The organism is Leadbetterella sp. DM7 (assembly GCF_040829825.2).
In the GTDB taxonomy this organism is placed as follows: Bacteria; Bacteroidota; Bacteroidia; order Cytophagales; family Spirosomataceae; genus Leadbetterella.
Genome location: NZ_JBFOLH020000009.1, coordinates 115,565 through 138,125, shown reverse-complemented (window position 1 = coordinate 138,125; position 22,561 = coordinate 115,565). Strand labels below are relative to the sequence as shown.

Here is a 22,561-nt window from a genome sequence, read left to right as displayed (position 1 = left end):
AGGGTTCAGGGTGACATAGGCTGCCACCCTGAACCTGCATTTCCAGGAAGCTTTACCGGAACAGCTCCTCAATCACCGCACCCACATTCCCACTGGGCTCCAGAATGCTCAGGAGAGCGGCTAAAGTGGGCGCCGTATCTGCTACGCTGGTTTTGCGGTAAGTTTCACCGGGTTTGATCTTCCAGCCGAAGAACAAAAGCGGGATGTGCGTGTCATAGGCATAAGGGGTGCCGTGATTGGCCGCAATAGGCCCGGCGATCCATCCCGGCTCCGGTACGATCTGGATGTCTCCCGATCTTTTGGAGTGGTAAACATTCCGGTAAAGGTCAATCAGGCTGGCGTTTAAAGGTGCTTTACTGACGTTTTTCAGGTCAATTACCTCTTTCACTCCATCAAACGACAGCAGCACTTTGCGTATTGCTTTGAACAGCTCCGCTTCATCGATCTTCTTACTTTCTATACGGTCGGCATCCAGGTACAGCTGGAAGTTTTCTGAAGCTTTGAGCAGGTTTTCGTCACCGAAACGCTCCTTCAGCATACTTTTCAGCTGCGTATTCATGCTTACGTAATCGATACGGCCGGCGGGCAGGTGATGGCCGGTCCAGAACTCGGGCGTATCCATAACACCGTGATCGGCTGAAATAAAGAAGAGGTAATTTCCTTTCCCCACGCTTTCATCGAGGCGGCCCAGGATCTCCGCTATGTCTTTGTCGAGGCGCAGGTAAACGTCCTGCACTTCTACCGAATTAGGCCCGAAGCCATGACCGGCATAATCGGGCGAAGAAAAGCTGATGGCCAGGAAATCGGTAGCCGGTCCTTTTCCCAGGTTTTCGTGCTTCAGGGCTTCCAGGGCCATCTCTTTGGTCAGGGTATTGCCGTGGGGCGTAAAGGCCAGCTGGCTGAAAGCGTCTCCGGGAGTACCGGCCAGGTCGTAAGGAAACGCCGACTTCTTCTCGTGGGTAAACTTCATTTCATAGGGTTGGTCATCGGCCGTGCTGGCCGTATACCGGTCTGCCGGCAGCAGGGTTTCCCATTTTTTCAGCAGCAGCTCCGAGGGCCTTTTCCGGTTATTGTAGGCCTGTACCCAAGAGGGTAGCTCCTGCTGGTAGTAAGTACTGCTTACCCAGTTGCCCGTTTTGGTGTCGAACCAGTAAGCTGCATTGGCCGCGTGCCCCGCCGGCAGGATGGCGCCCCGGTCTTTGAGCGCAATGCCGATCACTTTTGACCGGAACTGGGTGGTGACCCTCAGCTGGTCGGTGATGGTGCTCACCTGGAGATTCCGGGGCGACATTTTCCCGACAACAGGATTCGTGCTTCCTACGGTTTCCACGGTGCTGTCGCCCACGCAATATACCCGGCGGTTAGCGCGGGGGTCGTACCAGTCGTTTCCGATAATTCCGTGGATGGACGGCGACGAGCCGGTATAGACCGATGCATGCCCGGCCGCCGTTACGGTAAGCGCATAGTGGTAATGATGGTTCCGGCAGTTGTACCCTTCCCGGAGCAGGCGTTTGAATCCGCCCTCTGAATATTGATCGTAGTACCGGTAAAAATAATCGGCCCGCATCTGGTCAACAATTACTCCTACCACAAGCTTGGGGCGCTCCTGTGCCTGTGCTGTACCCACAGCCAGCAAAAGGGCCCATAAAATGGCTCTCATCATAAAAATAAGGTTTAAGAAAAACCGTCAGGCCGGCCTGCACGGGCTCCGCAACCCGGCAATGCCGACCGACAGGTTTTTATATATCAGAAGGAGAAAGTAAGTGAGCTCCAGAAGCTTCGGGGAAGAATGATCCGCCCGATCTGCAGGGAGCCTTTTTCAAAATTGCCGTTGGCCAGGAACTGATCTCCACGAATGTTCCCTTCTGTCAGACCCCGGCTGTTGCCCAGGTTATCTCCCCATACGCGTAATCCCAGGTTCTTAAGAATATGGATGTCTAACCCGGCTGAAATTTCATTATACCCGTTCAGGCGGTATACGTTACTGGGAGACGTCCACCGTTTACCAATCTGGCGGTAGCCTACAAAAAGGTCAAATATCTTATACGTATAGGCCATAGAGAGTTCTGCCATATAGTTCGGAATCCGCTCTGCCCGGTTACCGGTCCAGATATACGGCTTACCGGCCAGGTCATCGCGGGCGTTATCCGGAGCAATCACCCCATAATCGGTAAACTTGCTATCCTGGATGGTAGTAGTAAGCCGGAAATCCAGGTTTTTAACCGGGCTGTAAATGGCTTCGATCTCTGCGCTGATATTCCGGCTGGAAGCAAAAGTAGGAACGCTGAGGAAGCTACCCGTCTTATTCGGAATAGACATGGAGTACGAGATATTGTTCAGACTGGCATAAATCAGGGAGCTGAACAGAGAGAATTTCTCCAGGTTGGCTTTATAACCGGCTTCCGCCATAAATATATGCCGGTCTTTAAAGCTTGACGGATCAAAATTAAAGGCCGAATAATTGGCAATATTGATGGCACTATAGGTACGGGTAGCCCGGGCAAAAAGAGCATTCTCCCGGTTGATCTTATAGTTCACACCGGCTGAAGCGCTCATATATGTATTCTTTTCATCGTAGGCGGTAGTATTGGTGAAGGGGGCCGTGTTCTTCAGGCGGTCTCCTTTTACTCTGAAATTATCCACCCTTACGCCCAGGTCCAGCGTCAGGTTACCGAAGTTGATCTCATCGGCCAAACTGGCTGATTTGATAGCGGTGAGCCCGTCCACATAATTGGAAATATTTACCCCTGAGAAGCCGTTGCCTGCATTATTGGCAATCCGTAAAATACGGGGCTGGTTCTTAATTTCGGTATAGAAAGTCCCTGCCAGCGTATAAGCATGCGAATTATAGAGGTGCAAACCCAGGCCAAACGAGATAAAGTGTTTTCCCAATTGTTTTGTCACGTCAAAATTATCCGCCAGTTGCCAGTCTTTGGTATCTGAACCTATGAGTGACTGTCCTGTATAAAAACCCGAGGGGTTTACCAGTTGCTGCCCGTCAAGATAATAATAGCTTACTGCAGGGTTATACGCCGTAGCTGCCGTAACCACTGATCCTGTAAACCCTCCTTTTGCTTTCTGGTACCGTATGCTGTTTTTAATATTCCACTCTCCGTCTGTCGTATGTTTTATCTCTGCTCCTGCAGAAAACAGGTTCATTCTGACTCCGTCAGCAAAATCATAGTTCCTGACACTGCCATCGGGGCTGGTAAGGGTAAATTTCGTATCCCTGGGAACCAGTATTTCTTTCAGCAGGTCAAAATCAGGTAAGGCAAGGCCTTGTCCGCTGCCGTCGTAGGCATAATACGAAGGAACCAGCCAGGTTGTCTTATCGTTCAGGTATTTACCGTACAACCGAATGTGCGACTTGTTCTTGTATAAGTATGTCAGGTTAGCTTTGAGCTGACCGCCTTCATTGGCCCTGAACGAAGGGGGCCGGGCACCGTCATCTACCCGGTAAAAGCCGCCTATATTGTATCTCAGCTTTTCACTCAGCGGACCACCCAGGTTCAGGTCAAAACGGTTGGCATTCTGCGTTAATCCTCTTGTATACTTGGCTTTGCCCGAGAATTTATCTCCGCCGGTCTGCGACAGGATATTGATCAGGGCTCCGGGCGTATTGGCCATAATGATGGCGGCGTTTCCACCCCGAACCGCTTCTACGGTCTTCACCGTCAGATCTACTTTGTAATACTGGTCTGCTGAGGGGTTGGTGCTGTAGCCCGTAGGCAGAACAGGCAGGCCGTCTTCCATTACACCCAGGAAAACATAACCTCCACCACTGGCAAGCCCTCTCACCCGTACACTTCCCGGGCCGTCACCACCACTACTTTCTACTGAAAGGCCGGGCACAGCTTTCAGCATATCGGTGCTGTTCAGCGGGGGTCTTTGCTCCAGCTGCTTGGAGCTCACCGTAGTAATGGCTACGCTCGACTCGATCTTCTTCTTGGCTGAACCGCTGGAAGTAACAATCAGCTGATCAAGCTGCAGGTTATCTTCCTGCAGGGAAACATTCACCGAAACATCGCTACCGTTAACAGCTACTTCTCTTTTGATTTCTTTGTATCCTACACTTGTAAAAGTTAAGGTATAATTACCGTTGGGTACGTTAGGGAAGCTGAAGCTGCCGTCGTTACCCACCATCAGGCTCTTCTTCATATAGCTAAGGGTAACGGTAGTTCCTACCAGCGCTTCACCCCGGTTATCGGTCACCTTACCGCTCACCGTATATTGCTGAAGCGCCACCCTGGTCTGCCGGATATCTATGGTATTGAGATCTCTTTTCAGCACAATGTACTTTCCGGCCACCTCGTAACGTAAATTCAGGGGAAACAAAACCTCGCTCAGGATGCTTCCCAGCGTTTCATTTTCAGCATGAAACGTTATTTTTTCATCTGCCGGCACCTGGTGAGACATGAAGCTGAATCTCACATCAGCCTGTTTTTCAATCTTGTGCAGCAGTTGCTTAAGCTCAATATTGGCCGCCTCAACCGTAAGGCGTTTTTCCAGCATTTCCTGTCCTTTGCTTTCACCGGCCATGGTCAAACCAAATGACACCAAAAGAATAAATAAAGGAGGGAAAGTAATTTTCATAATAGTCAGGGCGACTTTGACGAATTGTCGATTTTTTTCCATAGTTTTGACTGAGTTTTGTTAAAAATTAGGGTTGACATGCTCGCCCTTGCCTTCTTTGCAGAGACAGGATCAAGGGCACTTCTTAAGCCGGTTATGTTGCAGCATATCCGGCTTTTTAATTGACGGTTCTGATCATAGGCAAATAATTAAAATTTACATCCTTTTCCTTCAATAAGTATTTTGGCGTCAGAAAGCCGGTATTCTGCATTAAATGTCCTGCAGATCACATCCAGCTTTTCAAACAGCTGATCGTCTTCGAGGCTTACGGTCAGCCGGCACTGGCTGAACGTATCGGGGTCATAAATGATCTCGATGTTGTACGCGTCAGCCAGCCGGTCAAAAACCTCAGTGGCAGGGGTATTGTCAAAGCTCAGCGTAGCCGGCCGGGCAGACGGGTTCACAATCAGCGGTTCTGCTACCAGCGCCCGGGTGAGACTGGCCTCTTTTTTTGAAAATACAGCCATCTGGTTCGGCTTAAGCACCATGGTGGCCGACTGCCGCTTATCGGCATCTTTCAGGCGTTCATAATTTTCCTGGGATATCACCTCTACCCTGCCCGTTTTTACGGAAACGCTCACTTCCCGCTCATTGGAAGATACGGTAAAGCTGGTACCGAGCACCCGGGTGACCAGTCCGTTAGCAATCACCAGGAAGGGCTTCTCCGGGTTTCTGGCCACATCAAAAAAGGCCTCTCCCTCCAGGACGACCCTGCGGTCTGACCGGTTAAAGGTCTCCCCGTAATGAATACTGCTTCCCGGCGACAATTGCACCTGTGTACCGTCTTCTAACGCCACCGTCCGGGTTTGCTGAGAATCATTGCTTTGCACAATTTCAACGGCAAGCAGCGAAACGTTCGGGCCAAAAGGCGATTTTGTATACCAATAATACCCAAACAAACCTGCCAATATCGTCACAGATGCCGCCACTTTAAAGACGGTCAGGATACTGATCCGGGCTTTCCGCGGCTGAACAGACCGCCATATTTTTTCTTCCAGCTCTTTATCTGCCGGTATCGCCTGCGCATCCTTCAGGTCCCGGATAAGCTGCCGGGCCTCCAGCATATTCTTTTGCATACCCGGAGATGCGGCAAAATGCTTTTGCCACTGATCATACTCTGCCGAAGGCACCTCCAGGGCCCATTTTCGGAAAGAGTCGTCTTCCAGGAAGTCAGACAGGTGATATTTCGAGGGATCCATTCTTTACAACGGTTTATTAGTAAATGGAGAAATACTCTCCTTTTAATCCATTTTTTTAGAGAAATTTTACAATGAATTCACAAAATGCTGTTTATAAACAAGTTACAAAACAGGAAAATGATACAATCTTTCAGGATCTTCAGGCCGGAATAGATGAATTTACAGGCCGACTGGTAGTTCACACCCATGATCCGGGCTACTTCTTCATTGGAAAGATCGTGGTAATACCGCAGGTTAATGGCCTCCTGCTGGCGTTTGGAGAGTTTTTGCAGCGCTTTTTCCAGCCGGGCCAGGCGGGAATCCCGATCTTCATTTTCTAACAGGACAAATTCGATGGAAGGTTCTGAAATATCCTCTTCCTTCGGCTCTGTAGTAACGGTACCCGGTATATTTTTGCTCAGCTTGTTCCTAAGGGCTCTTAGCAGGTAAAAGCGTATATTATCGGTATCGGCCAGGCGCAAACGGCTGTTCCAGACTTCCAGGAAAAGGTCCTGTACGGCATCCTGGATAAGCACGGTATCGGAGGTCAGCTTCTTCCCGTAGTGGATCAGGGCCTGGATCTCACGCCGGTATATCTGCCCGAAAGCCGGCTCACTTCCGGCTTTAAAGGCTTCCCATAAAGCCTGATCCTCTTTAAATAACTCTTTATCCATAGCCCTGAGCTTTGCCAACGGGGTGCCAAAGCGATTACCGGGCTAAAAATAACCATTATATATTACATAACTAATATTCTGCAGATTCTTGTTGCATGAATTTGCACGACGCGCTACACCTCAGCTGCGCTTTTTTTGCTAATTTAGCCGGTGATATTCAACGGTTCAGCATGACATTACAGCAGGTTATTATTTTCAGCCAAAGCCAGCAGAAGCGTAACGCTTTCCTGTTGAAGGCGCTTGTTTTGTTGGTTTTTATAACCGTCTGGATAGATTATTTCTTCTCCGAAGTCCAGAGTACCTCCTTTTATCTTTCAGAGTCGCTCCTGTTCAGTTCTTACTGGCTGCTTTTTTTACCCCTGCTGAATATTCAATGGAAGATGGCGGCCAGGAGGCCTTTGAAGGGATTTTTATATGCCGCTCTGGCCACGGCCATTCACCTGCTTTCTTACCCCGCCCTGGTGTGGCTGATATCCGGATGCTTTTACGGGCATACATTTGCTTACCGGCAGACCTTTGAGTACGGCCTTACCACTTATTTCATTAAAACTTTTCTTATTTACGGCCTGTCGGTACCTGTTATTGCCCTCATACGGGCATCGTCGCTGGCGTTAAAAAGTGATGATCTGCCGGCCGGGACTTCCGGGCATAAAACATTGCCGGTACCCCGGGAAGAACCGGCGGAGCGCACCTGTTTTCCCCGTTCCCTGCTTGTTCCTGACACAAATAACACGAAAACCCTTATCCAAACCACAGATATCCTGTACTTTACGGCCAATTCCCCTTATATCAACGTTTATCACCCCGTAAAAAAATACCTGCTTACCGAAACGTTAAGATCTTTGGAAACCAGGCTATCGACGAACCAGTTTGTGCGTATTCACAAGTCCTGCATCGTCAACGTGGAAAAAGTGGTTTCGTGCCGCTCCCGTTTAAACGGCGACTATGACCTGGAGCTGTCTGACGGCACCCCGCTCCGCCTGAGCCGGAATTATACGGCCGGCTTCAGGGCCCGGTTTCATCGTTATACACCAGATTAACCACCTCTTACCTTATTCCGTTTGATAGTCAGGCATTGAGAGATAGATATTTGCTGCAAAAAAGCAAATGAAAAATCTATTTATTGCCTTCCTGACGGTGTATCTGGCCACAGGATGCCATGGTCAGACACAGCAAACTACCTCACATGAAAAACATTCCCAAAAAATCATTGGTGGCGGCTGTGACGGTTGTGAATTAATGTATATCGGTATGCCGGATGTGATCCGTGCTACCGATACCAGCGCAGGATGGTACGAGCAGGGGCAGAAGCTGGTGGTCACGGGCACAGTATACCGCTTAGACGGTAAAACGCCGGCACCCGGTGTCATCATTTACTACTGGCAGACCGATAATGACGGTTATTACAGTCCCCGGGAAGGAATGGACGAACGTGTAAAACGTCACGGTCATATCCGCGGCTGGGTAAAGACGGATACGCGCGGACAATACACCCTCCGGACCATTCGTCCCGCCCCTTACCCGGGTGAGGCCCTGCCGGCCCATATTCACCTTTCGGTAAAAGAGCCTCAGCTACCCAACGAATACTATACAGATGAGATCAACTTCGACGACGATAAATTGCTGATCCCGCATTTTAAGAGGTACCCGCAGGAGAACCGGGGCGGAAGCGGTGTGGTGCGGGTCTTGCTGCAGGACAGCCTGCAGATTGCCGAGCACGATATCATCCTGGGTCTGAATATTCCGAACTACCCCGAAAAAGCCATCGTATCGTCCGGCCTGAACATCGGGGAAGACCAGCCCTCGTTTATTCCCTTTCACGCTTATGGCCCGGATAAGGGAACCCAGACCTGCCCCGTCTGCCAATACGGCCGTTTCCACGGAATTATCTATTTCGTAGGGAATCATCCTGACTGGCCGGAGATAAAGAAATGGCTCTCCTACCTGGAGCAGGAAAGCCGGAAACGGGAAAAGTACCTGAAAGTCTATTTTGTTTATGGCAACGAACGGTCTTACAGCCGGAAAGCCCGTGAAAGCGAGCTGGAGCAACTGGGCAGAGAACTCCGCATTCAAAACACCGCCCTAACCTTTGTACCTTCTTTCGCTGACACGGTCACCGAAGCCCATCTGAACCGGGTAAACCCGGAAGCGGATAATACATTCATCATCTACAAGCACCGGGGCATCGTAGATAAATACGTGAACCTGAAAGCTACAGCGGAGAATTTCAGGCTGATCTCCCAAAGCCTCGACAGGACCCGGGGAGATTATTTCGGTTTGCCGGAGCCGGAGCACCGGTGAGGAAAGTGTCTAAAATAGAAAAAGTTCTACAAGTAGAATAGGGCCTATTTGAAAGCGGGAACACGTCTGGGCTTCCCAGCACTCTGACTTGTTCCTGCTTCTGAGACATTTCCGTTTAATCCCCGATAGCTACTCTTTTGTTAATTTCAGGAGCATCTTTTACATATTTGACCAAAACAATGTCTCCAATACTAAAAGCAGGTAAAGCTAAGAGATTGAATGTGCCAGAATAACTTTTTCTGAGGGAATCTTCAAATTCATATTTGACCTCCCAATGTTCCGGAAACTCTTTTCTTTTAATTGTAACAGGATCAAAATGGTCGATTTCTACAATTCTGGCATTAGCAAAACTCCCCGATACCTCAAGTTTTTGCTCTTGTTCTTCAATACTTCCAAAAGTAATTCGGTCAAAAATCCCATAAGTAATTATACTTAAGGCAATTGTTAAGGCCAAGAATAATTTGGTTAGTGCACTATAATAGGATTTTTCTCTAAGAAAACTCATTATGCCCGTAATAAAAAGATACCAGGTGACTAACGCCACTATTGCAAAGGGGATTTTCGATAGAATTCCATTGTTATGGGCAACAAAATAATACAAAGGATAGCAAATAGCTAAACCGGTTAAGAGCACAAGAATTTTTTTCATTTTTTGGGTTCTTTTATTTGACTTGAGATTTGATAAAACTAACTGAATAACAACGGCCGGAATGTGGATCATTGACCAGATACTAACAGGGCATGCTGCCGCAGGAAATAAAAAACATTGCACAAATAATGGTTCCAATGGTTTATTGGCGCAAATATAGAAATTTAATTCTGGGAATTTATTTGCCAGGGTTCCTTGTTTGGCTTGATCAATAACCCTCCCTTTTGTAACGGAGAAAGAGAACTAAGTGCAAAGGCTTACCTGGCCGGAAATGGTGATGCAGAAGCTGAAAAAATAACAAGTCAGCCCGTTTGGTTGTAACCTTTTGTCCGGAGCACGGTTTATAGTGTATTAAGATGGAGAATATTCTTGAAACCTTGCAAAAAAGTATATGGTACGTTGGATTATTTTGCTCGCGCTTTTCGTAAGCAAGAGCTATGCACAATCGGAAAAGTGGGAAGCTTTGGTCCAGAAATCAGACAGTGCAGCCTTCAGCGGGTTGTTAATCCCTGAAAAGTCAGGGGTAGGATCCAATCCTTATTTATCAAGGATAAAGGAATGGGCAGATAACAGTCGTATCAGTGCTGACAGCCTGTTTTATTTATTAAGCCACTGGAATGCTTACCCGAAACCGGAGAAAACAGGAATTATCTGCAGGTATTGGGTGCAGCTTTCTGACGAATACCGCGTTCCTTACTTCGTTTATATTCCGGAAGGCTATAATCCGCGGCATAAAACCGCCTTACTGGTTTATTACAAAGGCGGCTGGCTCAACCGGAGCCAGTACCCGGCCAGGTATGAGCAGGAGATCATTACAGACAACCCCACTTTTTCTTATCTTGACGGCTATAACGTTATAGAAATATTTCCGGCCCTGAAAAATGACCTGGCCATATACGGAAAATACGGTTACGCCCATTTGCAAAAAATGGTAGCGGAAACCAAGAAAATATTCAATACAGACGATAACAAGGTATTTCTTGCCGGATTTTCAGATGGCGGAAAAAGCGTTTACAACGCCGCTTCTTTTGTACAGACACCGTTTGCCTGTTTTTACCCGATCAATAGTTTCCCTCCTTCATCGCCTGCTTACCCGAACCTCATCAACCGCCCGGTTTTTTCTTTTACGGCCGAGAAGGATGCTATCACGGACTGGAGAAGCATCAAAACCAAAGCTGAATATGTGAACAGAATCGGCGGGAAGTGGAATTTCCGGTTTATGCCGGGGAAAGCCCATTTCTATAAACCGTATGAAAAGGAAGTGCTGCCCCTGCTGTTTGAGCACATAAAGGTGACTAACCGGGATCCTCTGCCGCTCAGGGTTACGTACGACCGGTCATTCAACGACGATGATTTTAAAGGAGTGGACTGGCTACAAATCTCCGTTAACACCCAAAAGCCTACTACTCCCTATCATTTCAGCGATACCGTCAGAACCTATTCCGCAGATGGTGAGGAATCTGTCCGCTACTACGGAGAAAAAACCGGCCAGGTCAGAGCTGCCTTCTTTGATAACACATTTACCCTTATCACCTCCCAGACAGATTCGGTTACGCTTTACATTTCACCGCTTATGGTAGACCTGGATCGCCCCGTCAAGGTGATTATAAACGGGAAAACCCGGTTTGAAGAAAAAGTTTTAGCTTCCAAATCTTTTATGGCTGCACATTTCCTGCAGAATTTTGACCGGGACATGATCTTTGTTAATCAGATCACCGTATCGACACCGGATTAAAAATGAAGGCATTAAATCGCTCATATATCCTACAGGCTCATTCTTACTTCCGGGTCTGCTCTGCCGACTGCCCCGTATACCGTTCGCCCACGATCTTCACTTTATTCAGATCGGCGGTCAGTTTGCTGAGCTCATCCCCTGTAAATTCATACTCCGCCGCACCCATATTCTCCTGCAGGTGAGCCAGCTTTGTGGTTCCGGGAACAGGCACGATAAAAGGCTTCTGAGCCAGCAGCCAGGCCAGCGCCACCTGCGCCACGGTCAGGCCTCTGTGGTCGCCGAACTCTTTCAGGATATCGATCAGCGGCCAGTTGGCAATAAGCGCTTCCGGCTGATAGCGGGGAAGCGATGCCCGGTTATCGTTGGAAGCGATGTATTGGGTACGTTCATTGATATACCCGGTGATCAGGCCCCTGCTGAGCGGACTGTAGGGCACAAAACCTATCCCCAGCTCTTCACAGACCTTGATGACATCATTTTCCGGCTGGCGGGTCATCAGGGAATATTCGCTTTGCAGAGCGGTTACCGGCTGTACGGCGTACGCTTTCCGGATATTCTCTACCCCGGCTTCGCTCAGCCCGAAGTGCTTCACTTTACCGGCTTTTATCAGATCCTTTACCGTTCCGGCCACATCCTCCATGGGCACGTTCGGATCTACCCGATGCTGATAGAGCAGGTCGATATAGTCGGTTCTCAGGCTTTTTAAGGAGTGATCCACCACCTGCTTTATTCTTTCAGGGCGACTGTCGAGTCCCAGCGCAGGCTTTCCCTCCTTAAACCCGAATTTGGTAGCGATCATCACTTCTTTCCGGATCGGAGCCAGGGCCTCCCCTACCAGCTCCTCGTTCACCAGTGGCCCGTAGGCTTCTGCTGTATCAAAGAGATTTACGCCCAGCTCAGGGGCTTTGCGCAGGAAGGCGATCATGGTTTTCCGGTCCGGGATAAAGCTCCGATGATAGCTCATGCCCATACAGCCCAGGCCCAGGGGAGATACCTCTATGCTGTGGTTTCCTGAACCCAGCCGGCGGGTTTTCAGCTTTTGCGGGGTTCCGTTTTCTCTATCCTGTTCTTTGGTGGTTGCTCCCCATACGGACGTAGTAAACAAGGTTGTTCCCAGCATGGCTCCTGCTTTTACAAAATTTCTGCGATTCTTCATGGGTATTCTGTTGATTCCATGCACAAATTTCGGGAGCAGAAACCAGGATACCCGTATACAGATTACTGCTTTTACTACCAATATTACTGATGGGATATTTCCATGGTGCCCTTTTAATTCAGTCGAAAAGGCTCCACTCTGACATTTGTCAACACCTTAACTGTAGCTTAAGGAGCTGCAATTGCTATTTTTCTATGCCCGAGTATTTCCTGTAAATCGCCCGGTAACCGAAAAGCCGCCCTACGGGGGCAACTATATGCATCAAAAGTTTCTGTATGCCGAGAGGGATATCGGCCAGGTAAGATTTACTATCCAGGTATTTCATGAATACCAGCTCCTGGACCAGGCCGGTCTTCCCGTTTTTCCCTTTCCCATCGGCAAGAAGTCCAACCAGGTTTTCAATCAGGTACTCGAAGTCTAAAGCCGGCTCTACGGAGTGTATATAAACCACCTCTGTATTGCCATTATTGTAATGATTATGAGGGACATTCTTAGGCAGGGTTACTTTTTCTCCGGCAGTCAGGAGGGAAGTCTTCCCATTTTGTAACAACGTTAGCTCCCCTGAGATTACTTCGAAGGTTTCGTCCTGGAAAGCGTGAAAATGATTCGGCACTACCGGGCCTTTGCTTTTCAGGGTAGCTTTCATGCTTACCGATACTCCCCCGGTGTCCTGGGCAGTTTCGAGAAATTCATAGGAGTCTCCGGTGGCAGGGTTCGTGATGATCTGTCCTTGGGTTGGCATTTTATTTTTACTTAGGGTTTGAAAATGATTCTATTGCGTGTGGGATGTAAACAAAAGTAACAAAATTTCCTGTAGATAAGAGATACTGGTCGGTGAGATTTAGCTTTTTACTCAGGCTTGGGGCCCGATTAACGTTTAATGTTCAGTCCCGGGTTAAATTTCCGGGCAAACTTATCTGCCCGGAAATGAACCTCCATTTAGAATCGCGCGGATTTACACAGGAAACGTATTCCGGATAAAATGCCGGGACGGTTTTAAGCTACCTTATATGTTCTCCGGTAATACAGGTAAGAAGTAGCCAGTACAGCTAAAAACACCAGGGGCATAACCACGGCCTGCGTAGGATCAGCAGACGCCCCATGGGCAATAGTTGCTGAAATTAAATTCAGGGCAAAGCCCGCATAAGCGATCAGCTTAAAGTCACGCGACACAAAAGGGATCAGCAGGATCAATACCCCCAGGATCTTGGCCACGGCCAGTTCTATTCTGAAATAATCCGGAAATCCTAAGTGTTCAAAGGCCAGGCGCATTTCAGGGGCTGTAAGGTAATTGTAAGCGCTAAACAGCATAAACAGGGAGAAAACGCCTGTAATGGACCAATAAATAATTTTGTCTTTTTTCATCTTTTTTAAATTTGATGCTGCAAAATTATTTACATTTGGTTTCTTATTGTAATCAGTTACCTTTAGGTAATCAATGCTTCAGAATATGAAAAAAAGTGAACACAAAAATTGCATGTCGGCCCTGCTTCCGGTAAAGGATGCCCTGGACGTGGTCAGCGGAAAATGGAAGCTCCTGATCCTGATTTCCATCTGGGAAGGAAATAAGCATTTCCGGGAAATAGAGCGCAGCATCCCCCGGCTCACCACCAAAGTTCTGGCCAATGAGTTGAAGCTAATGGAAGAAAACCACCTCATCACGCGAACCGTCATTAACGGTTTCCCGGTACGCACCGAATATACCGCCACTGAATATTCCCAAACACTGAAAAAGGTGATGGCCGAACTCCGGGACTGGGGTATTAATCACCGGAAAAAGGGTTTGGGGCATTCGTGAGCGGGCGGGGCGTTTGGTTTAGCCTGCCACACCCGTCACCGTCAGCATAAAATTATGCAGGTCGGTGTTTTTCACAAAAGGCTTTAGCAGCTCACTCCCCGGGCCGTACATGGCGAGCTCCACGAAGTCGGCCGAATGATCCATAGCCCCCCAGCCCACCGAGGTGCGCCGTTCCTGAATCTGGGCCAGGTAACGGAAGGGCAGCTTTCGCGGATTATAAAGACCGCTTTCATCCAGCTGGTTATAGTGCCTCAGCAGCTCGGTGGCTTCTTCCTCTTTGGCTACCCACCCCTGGGCATACTCTATCCTTTCTATTACCTGTTTGGGTGTAAAATTCCGGTTGATGCCGTTCAGCAGCCAGTCGTTCGTATGCCGGTAATGCTGAAGCGTATCAAAGTTCTTATTGGCATCACTGCCGTAAAATAGGCCCGGATTCGCATTGCCATGGTCGGTGGTCAGCACCACCAGGGTCTCTTTGTCTTTTGCTGCAAAATCAAGGGCTACTTTAGCGGCTTCGTCAAACGCGATCTGATCGTAAAGCAGTGCGGCGGCGTCATTGGCATGAGCGGCCCAATCCACCTTCCCGCCTTCCACCTGCATCACGAAACCGTTTTTGTTCCGGCTTAAGCGCTCAATCGCTTTTTGGGTCATCTCAACCAGCGTGGGGATATTTTCCCGGGCCGTTTTATCCTGGGCATGGTCCAGCGCATACGGCAGGCCGCCCTCGTTGAAGATTCCCAGCAGAGGCTTATCTTCCTCCGGTGAACTGCTCATCAGCTCCGGGCGCCCGGTGATCACCAGGTAATTATTTTTACGGAATGCGGCCACCACGTCCTGTTTATCCTTCCGGCTTTCCGCTATAAAATGTTCGCGGCCACCGCCCATCATCACATCGAACCGAAGCGGCAGGTAGAGCGTGGCTATCTCGTCCATATCGTTCCGTTTGGCACTGTTTACACTGAAACCGGCCGGGGTGGCATGGGTGATGGGCACGGTGGTCACGCAGCCCACGGCCTTGCCTGCCGCCTTGAATTTCTGCAGGATGGGCTTATGGAACGTACCGTCAGGCCCCACGTTAAGCGAGCCGTTATTCACCCTCACCCCACCGCCCCAGGAGGAGCTGGCAGCGGCCGAGTCGGTCACCAGCGAGCTGGCCGAAGCCGTATCCATCAGCGCCCGGCTCACTTTCTGCTCCTCGTAGAGGCTCAGCCAGTGGCTTTGGCGCCCCTCTTTCCGCCTTAACAGAAGACTGGCCATATTGAGCGTTCCCGTGCTCATGCCGTCGCTGACCATAAAAATAATGTTCTTTGCGGTACGGGCCGGCGTCTTGGAAACAGGCCCTGCCGCCCAGGCAGAGGAACCGTTCAACAAGGAGGTGCCCAGAAAGGCAAAAGAACCGTTACGGAAAAAATCTCTTCTTTTCATATACAATTTAGGTTTGGGCTTTGAGTAGTGAGCTATGAGCCACCGGGCGACGCCTTGCTTTATTCATGGGTCGTCAATTTCTCCTGGCTCTTAGCTCACTGCTCATAGCTGGATGATTTGTTTAGTTTTTTGTACCAGAGTTTAGTGGCCTTTAAGCCGGAGCCGTCCCGGTATTTTGGCCGTCTTGTTTTATAATCCTGCAATACCCTGCCGGCTTTTTGATGGATAAGCGAATCGGTGATTCCGGGGGTATGTCCCTGGGGCATGGCGTACGTGAAGTAGCCCTTCTCTGCGGCAAATACCGGTATCTGGAAGAAATCACGTTTCACGAATTGCGAAGTACTGTCCTGGGTTTTGCCGGCTTCCACAAAGAAATCCACTGCATAGTCCGGGTAGCCGAACAGGTAACCGTAGCTTCGCCAGCGGTCATAGGGATTTTCATATTCCGTAACGGCCAGTACCGTGGCGGGCGGAGTGTCTTCTGCAATGCCCAATCGGGCGTAAAAGTCGCGGTGGCTGCGGATCATGCTTTTCAGGCGGCTTTTCCGTACTGCATACAGTTGGATATTCTTATAAATGCTGTCCCGTCTTTCAAAGGGCGTTAACAGGAACTCAAAGTCGCCCCGGCTTAGCCCGGAAGCTACCTTTTGTACGTTTTGAAGGGCGTTTAAGGCTGAATCTCTCTGGGCGGGCTGCGAACTAAACAGCGGCAGCCGGTACAGTTTCAGGCTGCTTACAGGTTTTAGCGTGTCCAGCAACGTATACAATGCCTCGTGATCCAGGCCGTAAGCCAGGAGGGAATCAGCAGTCTGTTTTTGCACGGCACTCATTTTTTTATACGCTTTGCTGACCGTACTTTTCGGGGACCGGCAGGCCGGTAGCAGACTGATCAGCAGGAACAGCCCCAGCCGGGAAAATGTCTTATGTGATGTTTTCATTTGTATTAATTTTAGCTTTCAGCTATCAGCAGTCAGCCGCGTGACGCTTCGCCAGACGACATTCACTTTATACACCGACAGGGAGCCGATCCTTACGAAGTAACCAGATAAGCTAAAACGCGAGTGGCCGTAATGCCTCGTATGATGGCGTCGCTCTTGAAAGCTGATAGCTGACAGCTCAATGCTCATAGCTAAAACTGTTTAAGATAAGTGAGTTTTGAAATAAGCGACTGGTTGCTTACCGGCGAATCCTGGAAGCTGTTTTCATTAAAAACGATGTATAAAAAGCTCAGAGGCGCAAATTCCCAACTGCCCCGCACGTTCCACCGGCCCTGCTTATCGAAGGAATTGTACTGGTAAAAGGCCGACAACTGGATCCGCGGATTGTAGGCACACCGCACGCCGGCCGTGTAAAGGTGCGTTTCAAGCTGATCCCCGTCAGCACCTATATTTTTAAAGCCGTTATGCTGGTAACTGGCCGTAGCTCCAAAGTAAGGCGATGGCGCCATACGCAGGGAAAGAACAGTGGTGACCAGGCTGCCGTTATAATAACCACCCCACTCGTGTTTTGCCGCACCGGAGATTTTCCGCGAAGCGTCCGTTTCCCAACGGGCCATCTGCCGGAAGGTCCGATAGCGGGCCGCCGGGATGACCCTGCCCAAAATGGGGAACGGGCTGTCAAAGTTTTGCCAGTAAGGGTACAAGGCATATTCCAGGGTGCCGTTAGACCGGGTGATGATATACACCGGGAAAAGGTATAAGCTCACCTCCTGTACGTTCAGGTTATGCGTATTCTGAAATACATCTGCAAATACGCCCGGGTCCCAGCGCCTTATCCACCGGCTCAGCACTCCTTTTTTAGGGCGCCAGATATAAAACCCGCCGGGGTTATGATGCAGGGTATTGCTTCCGAAAATAAAGCCCATGCCCGGGGTGTATTTCCTGTCGGTAAATTTCATATCGTAAAAGGCATACCAGTTCTGCAGGCTGAGCCGGGCCGACAGGTTTCCGGCCAGCCCAATACTGTCATTGGTATTATTGCGGGAAGCCGATACCAGGTAGTTCACGCTAAAATTGTGAGCTATCCGCAGGAAACCGTCGGTAGTCAGGGTGGTATTGTTTTTCTGAACAAAGCCTTTGGCGGCGTCGGCTTCGTCGGTTCGCTGGGTAAGCATGAGCCCCACATTATTCTGCTGCCCGTAATTTTTCAGGTAGCGCAATACCCCGAAATTGGCCGCCGGCTGCAACCCCGTGCCGCGCTGATGCACGTACAGGCCGGCCAGGGTACGTTTCTGGTCGCGGTCGGTATAGCGTATGCCGGCGTCGATGGGTACGGGATCGGCGTTATACTGGGTATCCGAGAGGCCGATGGTGCGACTGAAAAAAGGCTTCACCCCGGAGAGCGAAGCGCCTGCATACACCCCGTTATTTTCCAGGAAAAACTGTCTTCTTTCCGGGAAAAGCACATTGAACCGCGAAAGATTATTCACGGCCTGGTCGGCATCGGCCTGGGCGAAGTCGGTATTGAACGTAAAATCCAGCACGCTTCTGGGGTTCACCGCCCATTTGACTTCTCCGCCGGCCTTAAACACCGACTTAACGCTGGCCTCCTCCCGGGCATTCACCGACCGGCTATACTGGTACAGGGCATACGGCTGCACGCGGAGATTGATAGACGGAGGCGGAAGATTCAAGCCCTTTAACTGCGCTGCATAGCTCATCCTGTAGGGTGAAAATGCCTGCGGCACGGCCGGAAAAACGGTTTGCTCATAATCTCGCCGGGCCAGGCGGGAGAAAGTTACGCCCCACGAAACCGGCTCGTCTTCCTGCGGGCGTTCATACCTCAAAGAAGAAAAAGGGATGGCAAACTCGGCATAGTAACCGTCAGCAGCGAGGGTGGTACGTACTTTCCAGGGGGCATCCCAGTCGTTATCGGTGAAGGTGTCATCAAAAATCTGGGCGTCGCGCTGGTTACCGTAAGGTGTGGTCTGAAAAGAAACACAGTACCGTTTAAGGTTTTGCGGATCCAGCTGGACGAAAAACACATCATTTTGTCCGAATAAAAAATCCCGCCGCAGGTCCTGTACCCGTACGCCTTTCCGGCCCAGGCTGTCTTTGCAGAAAACACCAAAGTACAGGTTCTTCTTGTCGTAAATGACCCGCACAAAAGTTTCATACCGGTAATGTCCGCCCTGCCTGGGCTCTATCCTGAAAAAATCTTTGATCACCGGTGCCTGCTGCCAGGAGGTCTCATTTAACCGGCCATCTACGGTAATGGGCTCCGTGGCTTCTACGGCGGAAATGACAGGCGCCAGGGCCGGCGGCGGAAAATTACCGGTGCTGTCTTTCTGCGCGAAGGCCAGAGCAGGGAGAAATAAAAATATGAGCGCTATCCGGTTCATTCCAGGATTTCCAGGTAGAGTTTCTGCAGCTCATCTGCCGTGATGCTTCCTGCCGCAACAGTATGCACCATGCTGCCCCGCTTCATAATCCCGATCCGGGAGCCGGTGTTTACCGCGCTGAAAATATCGTGCGTGGCCATGACCAGGGTCTTTCCCTGGCTGGCCAGCTCTTTGCATATTTCAGCAAATTCAGCAGTAGAACGGGGATCCAGTCCGCTGGTGGGTTCATCCATCAGGATCAGGTCGGCGTTTTTAGCCAGCGCTATAGCGATGCCCACTTTCTGGCGCATGCCTTTGGAGTAGCCGGAAAGCCGCTGGTTATGGGCTGCTTTCTCCAGGCCGGCTTTGTCCAGGAAACCGGCCAGCGCTTCTTTGGAATATTTATAGCCGGCCAGCCGGCTGAAAAAGGCCAGGTTTTCCAACGCATCCAGGTGGGGATACAGCTGCACCACCTCCGGAATGTAGGCCAGTTGCTTCCGCGTAGTGGTATTAGCCTCTGAACCGTTAATGAAGATACTGCCCGAGTCAGGTGCTGTGAAACCCAGCACCAGGTGGAGGGTGGTGGTTTTCCCGGCCCCGTTCTGGCCCAGCAGGCAAAATATTTCGCCCTTTTCCACGGAAAGGTTTAAGGCATTTAAGGCTACCTGATTGTCGTATTTTTTGGTGAGATTCACCGTTTGTAATGCTATTGCCATGGGTTTGTTTTAAATTTAAGGGTTACAAAGCGGTAGGATTTACTCTTTTCCATCGGATCATCCCCAGGATTCCCAGCACTGCCGTGAGCACAAGCACGGGTAAAAGTGCATTTAGTCCCCGGCAGCCTTTCTTCTCCCGGAACTCCGGCAAACCTGTGAAATCTTCCTTCGTAAACTTCCTGCCGGATAATCGGTAATCATTGATGATGGCCAGCCGTTCTTCCTGGTAATCGCTGGCTTCTTTCCGGAAAGAAGCATAAAAATCGGTTTCCGTACCAGCCAGGTTATTCAGGGCACGCTGCACCGAAAAAGCAGGATTGATGATATCCAGCTTCCGGAGCCTTTTCTGCTCCGCCATCAAAGCGCTGTCTACCCTGCTACCTTCTTCGTTCAGCTTCAGCATATTGAGGTAAGAATAAGCCACGCTTCTAACTACATTCGTATCTTTTACAGGGTACCTGGCCCATTCCGGCTTTATACGGAAAAGGGTGTCTATGAGCCGGACTTTGTCCATTTCCCAGAGACTGCCGCTGTACTCCCGGCTTAGATCACTGAGGTGCACGTTTTCCGGATCTTCGGGATCGTACTGATTATTTAGCGCCGACGGGATAAAAAAGAGGAAAAGCACCCAGATGCTGACCAGGATGAGGGCCGAAACCGCGCTGCTCTTCCGGAAAGAAAGCACGAGATACACCACTGCAAACCAGAACAGCAGGTACACGATCACGATAAGCAGCCAGGGCAAAAACGTATCAAAAGGTACCCGGTTAATGCTATACCCGGCCAGCGACAGCAGGATCACCAGTGCAAATACCACCAGGAAACGAAACAGGAGGCGTCCCGCCAGGAACCTGCGGAACGACAGTCCCTGCGCCAGCAGCAACGGCGCAATCCCTGCTTCTTTGTCCTTACTCACCGCCGAATAGGTGTAAACAATGATCAGCAACGGAAAGAGGTACAGGAAAACAAAGGCCAGGTCAAAATTTCCGGCCAGCAGCTTATCGGGGTTCCGCAATTCGCCGTGGCCGGACAGGTACACATTCCGGTAAACCCAGAGGTTGTAGTAAAACGGCTGGTTATCACTCTGCCCGATGCTCAGCGCCTGCAGGGGCTCCGGCGTTTTCCATACGGTAGTTCCTACCCGGTTTTCGTTCAGAAAAGGATCTGTGGAGTAGCGGTAGGCGGTCTTTCCCTCCTTCGTAGTAGTATCGGCGGAAAACCCGTCCAGTTGCTTCTGTATGCGGGCGGTATAGCTGCTATCCAGCCGGCTCACCACTTCCTGCTGCCGCTGCTGAAACGACGCCCCGTAAAAAACGGCATACAGTCCCGATGCCAGCATAAACAGCCACACCAGTACTTCCGTTTTGCTCCTTACAAAGAGCTTCCATTCAAAAGAGAGTATATTTTTCATCATCCGGCAGTTTTGATTTTGTTGACAGTAAAATGAATGAGAGCACACACCAGCAAAAGCCAGAACAGCAATCCACCGGCTTCCGGCAGGTTATTTTTCAGGGCCTGGCCAAACGACAGGGGCACATACGTAAAGTCGGCTATCTTTTCCCAGAAATCCGCCTTCACCGTCCAGTCCCACTCCCCGGTTTTACTGCCACCATACGCCTGTTCATCATTCATTTTCTTAATAATCACCCGGCGATAATCTTCCGCCTGCGTCACAAAATCAAAATGATGGTAAACGTCTGTGCCGGCCAGGCTCATGCTGAGGTTACGCAGGGCAGCGAAGGGATTGATCCAGCTGCTCCAGGCCGTCACGCTGTTTTGTTGGCGAACGGTCTGACGTACGCCCTCAAAATGCTTGTCGTAGACAATATTGTGGTATTCTTCATCGGCCTGCATGGTGAGGCCGTCGATGTTCACGGGCAACTTACTCACCGTATCCACCCCGTAATGGGTCATCAGGCTGTCGCGGAACCTCACGGTACGCTCATTCCGCGGATCGTGCCCGTCAAGGCCGTTTTTATTATCCTCACTGATCCTTTCTTCCAGCTCTAGGCGGGAGATGAGCGAGTGGCTGTTATCCCCGATATTGGCCGTGGCTTTAGGCAGAATCACCGTGGTGAGCACCCACAGGGCCAGCAAGGTCAGCAGCGCATTTCCAGAGCTTTTGCTCCGGGCCGACAGGTACACCGCTACCCCCGTGATCACAAAATAATAAATGCCGTAAGTCAGGAACAGCCCGGCAATGCGCGCACCGGTAACGGCAGCATTCTCTGCCGGGGTGATCAGCCATACCCCGCCCAGAATCAATGCCAGCAGCACCCACCACACCAGCGAATAAGCCATAATCTTGGCCCAGACCAGATCACGCAGGGTGATGCCCTGCGCCAGGTTCATGCTCAGGGTTTGTTCTTCCCGTTCACGACTGATGGCGTTATGACAAACAAAGAGGATAAAGAGTGGAAGCAACATCTGCAGGATCAGGTTCAGCCGCAGCAGCCCGAAACGGACAGACGAGCTGCTCTGCTGCGATGGGGAGAACAGGGCTTCATTCTGCCTGTGCCCCTCCAGGTACAGCGATACCCCGGAAAAAGGATTCACTCCTTCATCCAGAACACTCAGAAAGGTCAGCGGCTTATACACAAAATGCCCGTAGTGGGCAGCAGAATGCGGGTTTACCTCTCCCTGGCCGGTAAAACGGCTCCGCATCAATTCTGTAGCCTCGTTGCGGTGCTCCAGGGTTTTCTTAAACCGGCCGGCGGCCTGTCCGATCGTAAAACCTGACAGCACCACCAGGATGCCCAGCAGCCACAGGGCAGTCCGGTTACGGACCAGGTTAGTCCATTCGTTTTTAATAATCTGAGTCATAGGCTTCATTAATTTGCAACACTGTTGCAAATTAATGAAGTGAAAATGTTTTATGCAACGATGTTGCAATAAATTTTATACCGAATGTATAATAAATGACCCGCCGGTTGGTTCAAACAGTAAACAGCAGGCAGAATCAGGTTTGAAAAAATACG

General features: G+C 50.1%; 18 protein-coding genes. 4 read left to right on the top strand and 14 right to left on the bottom strand.

Annotation, left to right across the window (positions count from 1 at the left end):
* Positions 1–52: 52 nt before the first annotated feature.
* The 4 genes from pafA to AB2U10_RS11985 form a co-directional block, all read right to left on the bottom strand.
* Entirely contained in the window at positions 53–1,663 is a 1,611-nt protein-coding gene (gene pafA, locus AB2U10_RS12000; protein ID WP_367914745.1) for an alkaline phosphatase PafA, read from the bottom strand.
* An 83-nt stretch (positions 1,664–1,746) separates the two neighbouring features.
* Complete coding sequence (locus tag AB2U10_RS11995) at positions 1,747–4,593, bottom strand: TonB-dependent receptor (protein WP_367914746.1); 2,847 nt, start codon at positions 4,591–4,593, stop codon at positions 1,747–1,749.
* Between the two features lie 188 nt (positions 4,594–4,781).
* Positions 4,782–5,831 (bottom strand): FecR family protein, encoded by a 1,050-nt coding sequence (locus tag AB2U10_RS11990; protein ID WP_367914747.1) that lies wholly within the window; start codon positions 5,829–5,831, stop codon positions 4,782–4,784.
* 77 nt (positions 5,832–5,908) lie between these two features.
* On the bottom strand, positions 5,909–6,484 hold the full coding sequence (locus tag AB2U10_RS11985) for an RNA polymerase sigma factor (RefSeq protein ID WP_367914748.1): 576 nt from the start codon (positions 6,482–6,484) through the stop codon (positions 5,909–5,911).
* Between the two features lie 170 nt (positions 6,485–6,654).
* Between AB2U10_RS11985 and AB2U10_RS11980 the strand changes: the two genes are divergently transcribed.
* Entirely contained in the window at positions 6,655–7,524 is an 870-nt protein-coding gene (locus AB2U10_RS11980; RefSeq protein WP_367914749.1) for a LytTR family DNA-binding domain-containing protein, read from the top strand.
* Positions 7,525–7,591: 67 nt separating this feature from the next.
* Positions 7,592–8,785 carry a dioxygenase family protein gene (locus AB2U10_RS11975; protein ID WP_367914750.1) on the top strand — a complete coding sequence of 398 codons (1,194 nt, stop codon included), beginning with the start codon at positions 7,592–7,594 and terminating at the stop codon, positions 8,783–8,785.
* A gap of 115 nt (positions 8,786–8,900) precedes the next feature.
* Here AB2U10_RS11975 and AB2U10_RS11970 read toward each other — a convergent pair whose 3' ends face one another.
* Positions 8,901–9,434: a hypothetical protein gene (locus tag AB2U10_RS11970; RefSeq protein WP_367914751.1), complete on the bottom strand. Its 534-nt coding sequence runs from the start codon at positions 9,432–9,434 to the stop codon at positions 8,901–8,903.
* A gap of 391 nt (positions 9,435–9,825) precedes the next feature.
* Between AB2U10_RS11970 and AB2U10_RS11965 the strand changes: the two genes are divergently transcribed.
* A complete protein-coding gene (locus AB2U10_RS11965; protein ID WP_367914752.1) occupies positions 9,826–11,169 on the top strand; it encodes a dienelactone hydrolase family protein in 1,344 nt (447 codons plus the stop codon).
* Between the two features lie 43 nt (positions 11,170–11,212).
* Here AB2U10_RS11965 and AB2U10_RS11960 read toward each other — a convergent pair whose 3' ends face one another.
* The 3 genes from AB2U10_RS11960 to AB2U10_RS11950 all read right to left on the bottom strand — a co-directional run bounded on the left by AB2U10_RS11960 (position 11,213) and on the right by AB2U10_RS11950 (position 13,690).
* On the bottom strand, positions 11,213–12,325 hold the full coding sequence (locus tag AB2U10_RS11960; protein WP_367914753.1) for an aldo/keto reductase: 1,113 nt from the start codon (positions 12,323–12,325) through the stop codon (positions 11,213–11,215).
* Between the two features lie 184 nt (positions 12,326–12,509).
* Positions 12,510–13,067, bottom strand: coding sequence for a cupin domain-containing protein (locus AB2U10_RS11955; protein ID WP_367914754.1), 558 nt, complete (start codon positions 13,065–13,067; stop codon positions 12,510–12,512).
* Positions 13,068–13,321: 254 nt separating this feature from the next.
* A complete protein-coding gene (locus AB2U10_RS11950; RefSeq protein ID WP_367914755.1) occupies positions 13,322–13,690 on the bottom strand; it encodes a DoxX family protein in 369 nt (122 codons plus the stop codon).
* An 85-nt stretch (positions 13,691–13,775) separates the two neighbouring features.
* On the opposite strand from AB2U10_RS11950, the gene AB2U10_RS11945 reads away from it, so the two are divergent.
* On the top strand, positions 13,776–14,123 hold the full coding sequence (locus AB2U10_RS11945) for a winged helix-turn-helix transcriptional regulator (protein ID WP_367914756.1): 348 nt from the start codon (positions 13,776–13,778) through the stop codon (positions 14,121–14,123).
* A gap of 18 nt (positions 14,124–14,141) precedes the next feature.
* Here AB2U10_RS11945 and AB2U10_RS11940 read toward each other — a convergent pair whose 3' ends face one another.
* From AB2U10_RS11940 to AB2U10_RS11915, 6 genes are all read right to left on the bottom strand, one after another.
* Positions 14,142–15,548: an alkaline phosphatase gene (locus AB2U10_RS11940; RefSeq protein WP_367914757.1), complete on the bottom strand. Its 1,407-nt coding sequence runs from the start codon at positions 15,546–15,548 to the stop codon at positions 14,142–14,144.
* A gap of 95 nt (positions 15,549–15,643) precedes the next feature.
* Positions 15,644–16,486: a hypothetical protein gene (locus tag AB2U10_RS11935; protein WP_367914758.1), complete on the bottom strand. Its 843-nt coding sequence runs from the start codon at positions 16,484–16,486 to the stop codon at positions 15,644–15,646.
* Positions 16,487–16,677: 191 nt separating this feature from the next.
* Positions 16,678–18,888, bottom strand: coding sequence for a carbohydrate binding family 9 domain-containing protein (locus AB2U10_RS11930; protein ID WP_367914759.1), 2,211 nt, complete (start codon positions 18,886–18,888; stop codon positions 16,678–16,680).
* A complete protein-coding gene (locus AB2U10_RS11925) occupies positions 18,885–19,583 on the bottom strand; it encodes an ABC transporter ATP-binding protein (RefSeq protein WP_367914760.1) in 699 nt (232 codons plus the stop codon). Before AB2U10_RS11925 ends, AB2U10_RS11930 begins: the two co-directional genes overlap by 4 nt.
* Before the next feature lie 22 nt (positions 19,584–19,605).
* The gene (locus AB2U10_RS11920; protein ID WP_367914761.1) at positions 19,606–20,997 is read right to left on the bottom strand and encodes an ABC transporter permease; all 1,392 of its coding nucleotides are present in this window, start codon (positions 20,995–20,997) and stop codon (positions 19,606–19,608) included.
* The gene (locus AB2U10_RS11915; protein WP_367914762.1) at positions 20,994–22,406 is read right to left on the bottom strand and encodes an ABC transporter permease; all 1,413 of its coding nucleotides are present in this window, start codon (positions 22,404–22,406) and stop codon (positions 20,994–20,996) included. Before AB2U10_RS11915 ends, AB2U10_RS11920 begins: the two co-directional genes overlap by 4 nt.
* Positions 22,407–22,561 lie beyond the last annotated feature (155 nt).

What these genes read in the sequence shown, in the direction of transcription:
- pafA (WP_367914745.1), bottom strand. Translation starts at nt 1,663, where the DNA reads ATGATGAGAGCCATTTTATGGGCCCTTTTGCTGGCTGTGGGTACAGCA.
- AB2U10_RS11995 (WP_367914746.1), bottom strand. Translation starts at nt 4,593, where the DNA reads ATGAAAATTACTTTCCCTCCTTTATTTATTCTTTTGGTGTCATTTGGT.
- AB2U10_RS11990 (WP_367914747.1), bottom strand. Translation starts at nt 5,831, where the DNA reads ATGGATCCCTCGAAATATCACCTGTCTGACTTCCTGGAAGACGACTCT.
- AB2U10_RS11985 (WP_367914748.1), bottom strand. Translation starts at nt 6,484, where the DNA reads ATGGATAAAGAGTTATTTAAAGAGGATCAGGCTTTATGGGAAGCCTTT.
- AB2U10_RS11980 (WP_367914749.1), top strand. Translation starts at nt 6,655, where the DNA reads ATGACATTACAGCAGGTTATTATTTTCAGCCAAAGCCAGCAGAAGCGT.
- AB2U10_RS11975 (WP_367914750.1), top strand. Translation starts at nt 7,592, where the DNA reads ATGAAAAATCTATTTATTGCCTTCCTGACGGTGTATCTGGCCACAGGA.
- AB2U10_RS11970 (WP_367914751.1), bottom strand. Translation starts at nt 9,434, where the DNA reads ATGAAAAAAATTCTTGTGCTCTTAACCGGTTTAGCTATTTGCTATCCT.
- AB2U10_RS11965 (WP_367914752.1), top strand. Translation starts at nt 9,826, where the DNA reads ATGGTACGTTGGATTATTTTGCTCGCGCTTTTCGTAAGCAAGAGCTAT.
- AB2U10_RS11960 (WP_367914753.1), bottom strand. Translation starts at nt 12,325, where the DNA reads ATGAAGAATCGCAGAAATTTTGTAAAAGCAGGAGCCATGCTGGGAACA.
- AB2U10_RS11955 (WP_367914754.1), bottom strand. Translation starts at nt 13,067, where the DNA reads ATGCCAACCCAAGGACAGATCATCACGAACCCTGCCACCGGAGACTCC.
- AB2U10_RS11950 (WP_367914755.1), bottom strand. Translation starts at nt 13,690, where the DNA reads ATGAAAAAAGACAAAATTATTTATTGGTCCATTACAGGCGTTTTCTCC.
- AB2U10_RS11945 (WP_367914756.1), top strand. Translation starts at nt 13,776, where the DNA reads ATGAAAAAAAGTGAACACAAAAATTGCATGTCGGCCCTGCTTCCGGTA.
- AB2U10_RS11940 (WP_367914757.1), bottom strand. Translation starts at nt 15,548, where the DNA reads ATGAAAAGAAGAGATTTTTTCCGTAACGGTTCTTTTGCCTTTCTGGGC.
- AB2U10_RS11935 (WP_367914758.1), bottom strand. Translation starts at nt 16,486, where the DNA reads ATGAAAACATCACATAAGACATTTTCCCGGCTGGGGCTGTTCCTGCTG.
- AB2U10_RS11930 (WP_367914759.1), bottom strand. Translation starts at nt 18,888, where the DNA reads ATGAACCGGATAGCGCTCATATTTTTATTTCTCCCTGCTCTGGCCTTC.
- AB2U10_RS11925 (WP_367914760.1), bottom strand. Translation starts at nt 19,583, where the DNA reads ATGGCAATAGCATTACAAACGGTGAATCTCACCAAAAAATACGACAAT.
- AB2U10_RS11920 (WP_367914761.1), bottom strand. Translation starts at nt 20,997, where the DNA reads ATGATGAAAAATATACTCTCTTTTGAATGGAAGCTCTTTGTAAGGAGC.
- AB2U10_RS11915 (WP_367914762.1), bottom strand. Translation starts at nt 22,406, where the DNA reads ATGACTCAGATTATTAAAAACGAATGGACTAACCTGGTCCGTAACCGG.